General features: G+C 26.7%; 11 protein-coding genes. 10 read left to right on the top strand and 1 reads right to left on the bottom strand.

Annotated features, from left to right (window positions below; genetic code table 11):
• From Q0649_RS07720 to Q0649_RS07740, 5 genes are all read left to right on the top strand, one after another.
• The coding region (locus tag Q0649_RS07720) for a replication initiation protein (RefSeq protein WP_298839721.1) at nt 1-983 on the top strand (983 nt) is incomplete at its 5' end.
• Nucleotides 984-1,422: 439 nt separating this feature from the next.
• Nucleotides 1,423-1,989: a hypothetical protein gene (locus Q0649_RS07725; RefSeq protein ID WP_298839724.1), complete on the top strand. Its 567-nt coding sequence runs from the start codon at nt 1,423-1,425 to the stop codon at nt 1,987-1,989.
• Between the two features lie 167 nt (nt 1,990-2,156).
• A complete protein-coding gene (locus Q0649_RS07730) occupies nt 2,157-3,101 on the top strand; it encodes a hypothetical protein (protein WP_298839727.1) in 945 nt (314 codons plus the stop codon).
• Between the two features lie 612 nt (nt 3,102-3,713).
• On the top strand, nt 3,714-4,007 hold the full coding sequence (locus Q0649_RS07735; RefSeq protein WP_298839730.1) for a hypothetical protein: 294 nt from the start codon (nt 3,714-3,716) through the stop codon (nt 4,005-4,007).
• Entirely contained in the window at nt 4,000-4,731 is a 732-nt protein-coding gene (locus tag Q0649_RS07740) for a hypothetical protein (protein WP_298839733.1), read from the top strand. The genes Q0649_RS07735 and Q0649_RS07740 overlap by 8 nt, the downstream gene beginning before the upstream one ends.
• 110 nt (nt 4,732-4,841) lie before the next feature.
• On the opposite strand, the gene Q0649_RS07745 is transcribed toward Q0649_RS07740, so the two are convergent.
• A complete protein-coding gene (locus Q0649_RS07745) occupies nt 4,842-5,048 on the bottom strand; it encodes a hypothetical protein (RefSeq protein ID WP_298839736.1) in 207 nt (68 codons plus the stop codon).
• A 289-nt stretch (nt 5,049-5,337) separates the two neighbouring features.
• Between Q0649_RS07745 and Q0649_RS07750 the strand changes: the two genes are divergently transcribed.
• The 5 genes from Q0649_RS07750 to Q0649_RS07770 all read left to right on the top strand — a co-directional run bounded on the left by Q0649_RS07750 (nt 5,338) and on the right by Q0649_RS07770 (nt 9,329).
• Nucleotides 5,338-6,180 carry a DNA adenine methylase gene (locus Q0649_RS07750; RefSeq protein ID WP_298839738.1) on the top strand — a complete coding sequence of 281 codons (843 nt, stop codon included), beginning with the start codon at nt 5,338-5,340 and terminating at the stop codon, nt 6,178-6,180.
• The gene (locus tag Q0649_RS07755; protein ID WP_298839740.1) at nt 6,167-7,444 is read left to right on the top strand and encodes a type II restriction enzyme; all 1,278 of its coding nucleotides are present in this window, start codon (nt 6,167-6,169) and stop codon (nt 7,442-7,444) included. Before Q0649_RS07750 ends, Q0649_RS07755 begins: the two co-directional genes overlap by 14 nt.
• Nucleotides 7,445-7,565: 121 nt before the next feature.
• On the top strand, nt 7,566-7,787 hold the full coding sequence (locus Q0649_RS07760; RefSeq protein WP_298839742.1) for a hypothetical protein: 222 nt from the start codon (nt 7,566-7,568) through the stop codon (nt 7,785-7,787).
• Nucleotides 7,788-8,049: 262 nt separating this feature from the next.
• Nucleotides 8,050-8,673, top strand: a complete 624-nt coding sequence (locus tag Q0649_RS07765; protein ID WP_298839745.1) for a tyrosine-type recombinase/integrase — start codon at nt 8,050-8,052, stop codon at nt 8,671-8,673.
• Between the two features lie 101 nt (nt 8,674-8,774).
• On the top strand, nt 8,775-9,329 hold the full coding sequence (locus Q0649_RS07770; protein WP_298839748.1) for a hypothetical protein: 555 nt from the start codon (nt 8,775-8,777) through the stop codon (nt 9,327-9,329).
• Nucleotides 9,330-9,823 lie beyond the last annotated feature (494 nt).

A 9,823-nucleotide genomic window follows, 5' to 3' on the forward strand; every position in this document is an offset into this window, starting at 1 on the left:
GCAATAAATTAATAGAAGCGTCTTATTCATTTACCGTATTGGAGCAGAAAATAGTTAGACTGTTAGCAAGCATAATAAAGAAAAATGATGATGATTTTAAAGAATATCAATTTAAAGCAACAGATTTAAGTAAAATATTAAATATTAATCAAAAAAATATATATATGGAATTAGATAAAATAACAGACAAATTAATGGGAAGGTATATAAAAATAAAGAGTGATGACAGCGAGAAGTTTAAAAAAAGGCACTTAATAAAGATTGCTGATTTTGAAAATGGTGTATTAACAATTAAAATTGATGAAGATATGAAAGACTTTTATTTAAAATTGAATTGGTATACAAAATATCAATTAAAAAATATAATGCAGTTTAAAAGTACATATTCATTTCGGCTGTATGAACTACTAAAGCAGTATCAAAAAATAGGTAATAGGTTAATAAGTATTAGTGATTTAAGAACTATTTTAGATATTAACGCAAATCAATATCCAAAATATGCAAATTTAAAGCAAAAAGTTATAAGAATAGCAATTGATGAAATAAATGTTAATACAGATTTATCCATAGATTTTAAGGAATTTAAAGAGGTTAGGAAAGTAACCAGTATTAAATTTTACATAAAGCAAAATAACGAAACAATTAGAGAAATTGCGGCCACAAAAGAAATTGAAGAATCTCTACAAGAGGTGGGACCAATAAAACAAGTGCAAGACATATTTATAAAACATACAATTACACCACATGAAGCCAGTTGTATTTTAAAAGATGCTAATAATAACATAAATTTAATTGCTCAGTGTTATACCTATTTATTGAGTAAAGATGTAAAAAACATCACTGGATATATGAGAACTATTGTAAAAAACTTCACAGTTCCAAAGGAGAATATAAAAACTGATAGTTTTAACGACTATGAACAAAGGGAGTATGACTTTAAATCACTTGAAAGAAAGCTATTAGGATGGGATAATGAAAAATAAGCCATATAAGGGGCGTAAGTACTCAGATTGCATAAACAGGTATATTTTATAATGCTGAAATTAAAATGCAACAGAGTGCCTTTAAATAGGTGATAAGAGGATTACTGTATTTAAAAAAAATCAAATTAAATCAACAGGTATTTTTATAGAAAATATAGTTCTTACTATTATAGTTAACTGGTTGTTAATAACGGAATATATTCAAGATATATTAATAAAATATTATTGAAATAGAAAAGAGGTTAAATTTATCAAAAAAACAAAAAAGACTATACAAGTTAAAAACAAAGTAGCTTTAATTATAACTAATTATCCTGAAAACTTCAGCGAAAACATAAATAGAAAAGGTAGACCGAAAGCTAATTTTGACAATTTAACTGAATTACAATTAAGATTTAAATGTAATCAAAAGATTAAACAACTAAGAAAAAAGGAATATATGCTGAATGATTGGATTGAATTAAATGATTTTAATTACTTTCTAACAATACATATAAATAATAAGCTTGATTATAAAAAGCTTATGAATAATTTAAAGCATAAAGATAAGCAATTGAAGTATATTTCTTTAGCTGTATGGAGCTTAAAATCTAATTTACATTATCATATTTTAGTGCAAACGGGTTTAGATATAGATACTATTTATAGTAAATCAAAGCATTTAATAAACAATAGAGAAGAAGGCTTAAAACCTATTTGGGATAAAACCATGTTAAAACATTATTTTATTTATGAGAATTTAAAAGATGATGTAATTAAATTATTAGAAATAGATACCAGGAACAATATTATTTTAAAAAATAAGCAAATTGATATACTAAAACATGGAAAATTAATAAGTAATAGTAGAAATATAATAAAGCCTATTGTTATAAAGTATAGTGGCGATACAATCAATGAAGAGATTCCAGAGCTACAAGACACTATACAAATAGGCACAAAAGAGTATAAAGCCTTAGATAGTAGCGTTACAATAAATAATTATATTAAGAGAAGAAAGCAATAGAAGGTATTAACATAATATCTTTCTATTGCTTTTTATACTTGTAAAATATATTTATTGGATGTATAATTTATTTAAATTAATAAAAACAAGGTAAACGTTAGTAGTATCAACGGGTTTACTTATTATAAACTATAATAAATTAAAGTTATGAAAGCGAGGAAAATAAAATGGTAGAGGAAACAAAAACAGAAGAGAAGGATAGTACATACGCAGTAAAATTAGATTCAGCGGTTAAAAAAGATTTACAGGCATTATTAGAAGGATACAAGCAACAAGATATAGGAGCTAATGCAGGGGACTTTATTAAGACTTTATTGGAAATTTACAAAACAAACAAAATAGTAAGCAAGGTATCAAATGCAGACGTGGATATAAAGGAACTAAATACTTTAGTTAATAGGATATATAGTATTTATGGTAATATATTAGAACGTAACAATACCAACATTGACAATTTACAGTTAGAGCTTGCACAGCAACTAATTCAAAAAGATAATGTCATTAATAGTTTAAAGGTTAAAATTGAAGCTATAACAACTGAACAGGAACTATTAACAGAAGCATATAACGATAGTTGTGAAGATAAAAAAGAATTAGATAGTAACAGTATACAATTACAAAAATTAAATAATAGTTTAGAGTTTAATAATAGTAAACTTGTAGAAGATACAAAAGGTTTACTATTATTAAAAGAAGTAAATAATAAGTTATTAAATGAAATAGAAACTTTAAAAAGTATTCTTGCTACACAACAGGCAAGTAATAGCGAGCTAAAAGATATTTTGAAGAATAATGATTTTAATATTAGTGAATTAAATAAAAAAGTTGAAGCATTAACAAAGGACAATGTAGTCTCATTGGAACAACTAAAAGATAAGCAGATTATAGAAATGCAACAATTAAAAGATAAATCCAGTATACTATCACAGCGAGAAGTACTTTCTTTACAGAAATTACACCAAGAGCAGTTAAGTCAAGAACAAAACAAACATAATAGTATTATTGAAACCTACCAGTCTAAATATAAAGCATTGTTGGAGGAATTAGAGAATGTAAGAAGTGTACCGAAAGGAAGAAGTATTACAAAAGCAAAACCTAAGGAAACAAAGTAAATAGATTAAATGTAAAAGCATACCTCAGGGTATGCTTTTTTTGTCTCATCAATTATAAATAAATAGAGAACTGTATATAATAAATAAATTTGATTTGTACAATACCAATTAAATCAAATTCATTTAGTAGTAAAAATGGGGGGGAAGCTAATGTTGACACTATAACATTAGCTTAGCATTACAAATTTTCTTAGTGGGGACTGGTCTTCATATAATACTAAAATTTACTCGCTTTAGCTTATAAATTAAGTATTATAATTTCTCCATTTATTTTTTACTTTCAGTAAAAATACGCAATTGAAAATTGCATAAATGTTCAAAAATGAATCCCAGTCTAAGAGTTAATTCAAATGTATTATTAATAATACGAAAGGTGGATTTAATATAAAAGATAAAGTAAAAGTAATAACAAATCGTGATAACGAACTATTTAAACAATTAGGAAGAACAGCTATTATTACAAATAATCAAGCTCAGAGTTATTTAAAATATGATACTGATAATAAACGATTAGGGAACCTGGTTAAAGATGGATATTTAAAACAAGAAGTAGCAAAAATAAAGGGGAATTATAAAACAATATATAGACTTGATAAAAGAGGTAAAAAGTATGTGAAGGATAATGTTTCAGGGATAGATAAGTTATATAAATTTGAAAGTGCCACCCACGATAATAGGCTTACAGAAGCGTATTACAAAGAATATTGGGAAGTTAGGGACACCTGGAAAACTGAACAAGACTATAAGCAAGATTATCAGCATGGCACCCCAGACGCAACTGTTTGTATTAATGGAGTAACACAAATAATTGAGGTTATAACCCAAAATTATACATCAGATAATATTGAATCAAAACAAGAATTCGCACAAAATAACGGAATGGAGGTTAAATTTTACAATGCTTAATATAGATAAAACAATAACTGTAAAAACAAACTTAGTAGGCGGGCATGATTATTTGGATTATAAATCTGAATATAAGTTTTACTTAGAAGTTATACATCACTATTTTTATGGATATATATCAATATATCATTTCGAAAAAATTTTTGAAGGAATGGCAGATAAAAGGTATCTAACACATATTGCAAAAGAGTTTGTTGTTAATAAATGGATGGGAAGCGTAGCAATAAGCAACTATAAAATATTATATTTAAAAAGAAAATCAACTATATGTTTGAGTGAAAATGTTAATAACGGAGATTTAAATCTTCCTACAATTAGGCAAATAACAAGAAGTTTGATGTTAGCAGAAATACATTTAAATTATTTGGTAATGCCTTCAATTTACAAAAGACTTAATAATGATATATATATACTAAGCACTATAGAAGGTGTATTCACTATAGCTGTATTAGATATAACAAGGCGAACTGAAAAAGACTTATATGAATTAATACAAGAAATAACAACAACAAGGAATCTTGTAAATAGAAAACTAAAAATTATTTTCTTTAGCTTTGGCGATAAATTTGATGTGATTCAAAAAAACCTTAAAAGTGAAAGGATTAAAAATCTTACTACAACAAGTAATTTTGGTATACAAGGAAATAACTACTTAAATCTTAAAATTGAAGCAGAAGAATTAGATATTTTAAGATTTTTTAATAATAAAGAGCCGATTCTATAAAGCTCAGGAAACAATATACCCGTACACCCAATTTGGTATGTTTGCCTATCTCCCCGAAAAAGTGGATTAAGGATTATTTCAAAAGGTATTCCTTTTGAAAGTAAGAAAGGTTAAAATCTCCCAAAATTAACTTTACATGATTGTCCTGTTTCACAACGTGCGGAACGACAATCTCGACAATACGATTGTGGTATAGTTTCGCCTGTCTCCATAGTTCTCCATCCAAAATTCGGTTCTATTTCACCGAGAGAGTTTGCCCTTTTACCGCAACATGGACATTCTGCATATTCACTACCAGTAGAAAGACTATAAGGCATTTATCTTCACCTCCTGTATCATCAATTCATTATAGGGGGCAATTATTAATTAATATGTGGTGTATAGCCACATACTAACATGCCAATATACCTTTTCGGGGAGATAGGCAAACATACCATAATATACATATATTATATCATTTTTGTGAGCTATCGGGGCCTAATTCTATATGCTTATAATTACCTTTAGAAACAATTTATAAATTTCTATATAAAATTCTTATATTAATATTATAATGATTTTTAAAGGTTAAAAAAATGATATACTATTGAAAGGGGTGATTTACACATGCAGAATAAAAATCAATTGGTTCAGCCTGTTTTAAAATGGGCAGGTGGTAAAAGACAGTTGTTATCAGAAATAAGTAAATATATCCCTAAGGGTATAAAAAACTACTACGAACCATTTATTGGTGGCGGAGCGGTTTTATTTCATTTACAACCCAAAAGAGCAACAATTAATGATTTTAATAGCGAGCTTATAAATGTTTATACTGTAATACGAGATAATTTAGAAGAACTTATTATTGACTTACAAAAACATAGAAACGAAGAAGAATATTTTTACAATACAAGGGGATTGGATAGAACTCCTGAATTTGATACTTTAACTAATATTCAAAAGGCGAGTAGAATAATATATCTTAATAAGACTTGTTATAATGGACTTTTTAGAGTTAATTTGAGTGGAGAATTCAATACTCCGTTTGGAAAATATAAAAACCCTAATATTACAAATGATATAGCCCTTAAAGCAGTTAGTAAATATTTAAATGAAAATAATATTACCTTTCTGAATGGTGACTTTGAAGAAGCTTTACACGGTATACGTAAAGGAAGTTTTGTATATTTTGACCCTCCATATTATCCAATAAGTGATAGTTCAAGTTTTACAGGTTATACATTAGATGGTTTTAGTAAGAAAGACCAAGAAAGATTAAAAAAGTTATGTGATAAGCTAACAAAGCAAGGAGTTAAGTTTCTTTTATCTAATTCTTCTGCTCCATTTATTTTGGAATTATATAAGGATTATAATATAGAATTTGTTAAAGCAAATAGAAATATTAACAGTAATGGAGCTAAAAGAGGCGAAATAAATGAGGTATTGGTGAGCAATTATGAGCTTGATTGAAACTAAGTGGGAGCAAATCTTTGTTAAACATGATATATTAAATTCTGTTAAAAAAGACGGTTTTTTTAATATAACTGCAACTGAAATTAATAAATTCCGTGAAGCAAGATTGATGACCAAGTTTGACCATAAAGTAAACCTTCCTAAGATATTTAAAGATAATAATTTATCCATATTGCCACTTACCAGAGGAAGTTATATGTTAGGTAATTTTGATACATATCAGCCAATAACATATAATACTAATATTCAAAACATCGGATTTAGTCTTCCAGGGCATATTGACAGCATAGATAGTAGTAACCTATATAGCGAAAGTTCTGCGTTGAGTTGTGCTTATGTGAGTGGGATAATAGATGATGTTATAGGTGAAGATGTCTTACCAACCGTAAACGGTAGGATGTCTACTGGAAAATTTAGTTTTGATATTAATAATATAGTTAATGGAAATTCATACCCTATTTCTGTATCCAACAGTCAATGTGAAATAGATGGTGGTTATGAAAGTATAAATAAATTTGCAGTTATAGAAGCTAAAAACTTTACATCAGATGATTTTTTAATTCGACAGCTTTATTATCCTTATAGACTATGGCAAAGTAAACTTTCTAAGGAAGTTATCCCTATTTTTATGACTTATTCTAACGATATATTTAGTTTTTTTACATACAATTTTAATGATTGTTTAAAATATAACTCATTACAACTTGTTAACCAAAAAAATTATATAATTGCTCCTGAACAAATAGTGCTTAATGATATTTATGATATTTTACAAAATGTTACACTAATAGCTGAGCCTATAGTTCCATTTCCACAAGCAAATTCATTCATAAGAGTAATTGATTTATTAGGATTATTAATGGAAAATGGTGAACTTACGAAAGAATATATAACATTAAATTATGCTTTTGACGAAAGACAAACAGATTATTACACAAATGCAGGTATTTATTTAGGTTTGATAGAAAAAAGAAGAACGATTTCTAATATTTCTTATATTATATCTGCCTTAGGTAAGCAAATAATGGCTAAAAGACATAAACAAAAATATTTATCTATTGTAAAATGTATATTAGAACACGAGGTATTCAATAAAGTTTTAAGAGAATATTTTGATACAGCTTCTCCAGTCTCTGGAAAAAGAATTTCAATTATTATGAATAACTGTTTTCTTTACAATATATCAAGTCAAGACACCGTAGATAGACGGTCTGGAACGGTTAATAAATGGATAGACTGGATATTAAATTTACAAAGTTAAATTTAAGTAAACATAACATTCCACTATATATACATTAATTATACATTTACATTATATAAATGTATAATTAATGTATATAGTCCAATTATTTTAGTGTATCAAACAATGAGGAGATGAAATTATGAAATTATCAATTGAAGAAATATTAAAAGCCATAAGAGATAGAACGATATTTGAATATGATAAAGATGATAAAAAAGATTATGAAAGTCTGTTAGAATGGTTAGAGAAAATAGGCTATGCAACTAACTTAGGAATTTTTGATAAAAAAAAGACAATAATAGCAGGAACCAACTTTGCTAAACTAACTGAAAAAGGTAAAAATTACTTAAATAAAAAATAATAAAAACAAAAGAATGCCTATTGGTTATTAAAAAAACCTGGGCATTCTTTTGTTTTTATTATTTTTTATTTCCATATATAAATTGAATCAGCACACCGAATGCCAACTTTGTATATAAGTTAGCATTTGTTAAATTACTTGTAAGTATTGATATTACTATGTTTACGTTGAATTTATACATTGCATTTCATAATGCTGTTATATTAAATGCCAACTTATACTATAATATGATTATAAGTTAGTATTTAAAGGGGGCATACATATGGAGACAAATGACAAAACAAGCAGAGGAATAAATAAAGCTCAAGAAGTTGAACCACTAAAAAGAATTAAGGATATAGCAAAAATAAAACAATTTCTATTAGGAAAAGAAAATAAAAGAGATTATATGTTACTTGTAGTGGGTATAAATGTCGGTCTTAGAGCGGGCGATTTGCTTAGTTTGAGTATTAAAAATGTATTTCAAGATAACAAAATAGTTGATAAAGTGGTCATAACTGAAGAAAAAACAGATAAAAAAAGAGTGTTTGAATTAAATAAGAGTGCAAAAGATGCTATATTACTATACCTAAGTACCTTAAAAAACATAGATACTGATAGTTATTTATTTAAGAGTAGAAAAGGTGATGGAGCATTAACAGTCGAGGCCGCACACAAAATAATCAAAACGACTTTAAAAGAATTGAATATCAAGGGCAATTTTGGAACTCATACCCTTCGAAAAACTTTTGCATACCACATATATGCGAATAACATTAAAACAAATCCAAGTATTGTAAATACTCTACAGAAGATTTTGAATCATAGTTCAGAAAGCATAACATTAAAATATATTGGAATAACAAAAGAAGTAATCTCCAATGTTTATAATAGTTTAAATCTTTAGAACAAGTAGAAATACTTGTTTTTAAAATTTATAAAGGACTTTCAATGTGTTTATAGAATTATATTATAAATAGAAACCCATTGAAAGTGAGGTATATTTTAATGACTTATACGGTTGCAGAAGTTAGTCAATTAGTAGGTTTATCTAAACCCAGTATCTATAATAAAATAAATAGAAACCCCTTTAAAGAACATACAACCAAAAAGCAAGGTGTTACATATATAGATGAATTAGGGCTTAATTTAATTAAAAATGATATAAAGGACTTTAAAGAAGATATAAAGGACTTTAATACTAAAGACATAGATAATTCAATAGATGATGAGGTTGCAACGGATACAGACGATTTAAACTCCAATAAAGTCTTTATAAACTTCTTGAAAACAGAAAATGAAAAACTATGGAATGAATTAAATGTTAAAAATGTTCAAATAGAAAATTTAAATGAACGATTGAAGCAAGAACAAAAATTGATGGAGAATAATCAAGTTCTACTAAGAGATAAGCCACAGGACTTATTTATGTTGGAAGAACATTTTCATGAACTGGATAATAAGTTATTGCATATTAAAGACCAGATGGAAAAGAAAAAGAGTAGTCATAATGAGCCTGTTCAGAAAACAAAAGGATTTTTAAATAAGTTATTTAATAAATAAGAGAAACAACAACAAAGATAACTTATATATGGTCGTCTCTATTGTTGTTGTTTTAAAATATTTAAGTACAACATAGTTTTAATACTTTTAAGCATACTTAGAAAGATTGATATATCTATGTTTGAGTATGCGAAAGATAACCTATTTATGGTCAAAGATAACTTAATTATGGTATATCGGATTTTAAAGATAACCTATTTATGGTCAAAGATAACTTAATTATGGTATGTCAGATTTTAAAGATAACCTGTTTATGGTCATTTATATATTATATTGATAAGGGTATTAAAACATAGGATATTAGTAGTTTTTGATAACTATAACTTTTATTTCTTAAAGTTATTGATAACTTTAAGAAAAATGAGTTATAGTTATTATAGGGGGTGGTGACAAATGATAACGGATATATCAAAAGCAAATAATAATTGGGTATACCAAAGCAATAAATTAATAGAAGCGTCTTATTCATTTACCGTATTGGAGCAGAAAATAGT

Source organism: uncultured Clostridium sp. (assembly GCF_937920395.1).
GTDB lineage: Bacteria > Bacillota > Clostridia > Clostridiales > Clostridiaceae > Clostridium_AD.

Bases quoted from the DNA above. Each gene is read 5' to 3' on its own strand.
- Q0649_RS07745 (WP_298839736.1), bottom strand. From the start codon at position 5,048: ATGCCTTATAGTCTTTCTACTGGTAGTGAATATGCAGAATGTCCATGT.
- Q0649_RS07755 (WP_298839740.1), top strand. From the start codon at position 6,167: ATGAGCTTGATTGAAACTAAGTGGGAGCAAATCTTTGTTAAACATGAT.
- Q0649_RS07750 (WP_298839738.1), top strand. From the start codon at position 5,338: ATGCAGAATAAAAATCAATTGGTTCAGCCTGTTTTAAAATGGGCAGGT.
- Q0649_RS07730 (WP_298839727.1), top strand. From the start codon at position 2,157: ATGGTAGAGGAAACAAAAACAGAAGAGAAGGATAGTACATACGCAGTA.
- Q0649_RS07770 (WP_298839748.1), top strand. From the start codon at position 8,775: ATGACTTATACGGTTGCAGAAGTTAGTCAATTAGTAGGTTTATCTAAA.
- Q0649_RS07760 (WP_298839742.1), top strand. From the start codon at position 7,566: ATGAAATTATCAATTGAAGAAATATTAAAAGCCATAAGAGATAGAACG.
- Q0649_RS07725 (WP_298839724.1), top strand. From the start codon at position 1,423: ATGCTGAATGATTGGATTGAATTAAATGATTTTAATTACTTTCTAACA.
- Q0649_RS07740 (WP_298839733.1), top strand. From the start codon at position 4,000: ATGCTTAATATAGATAAAACAATAACTGTAAAAACAAACTTAGTAGGC.
- Q0649_RS07765 (WP_298839745.1), top strand. From the start codon at position 8,050: ATGGAGACAAATGACAAAACAAGCAGAGGAATAAATAAAGCTCAAGAA.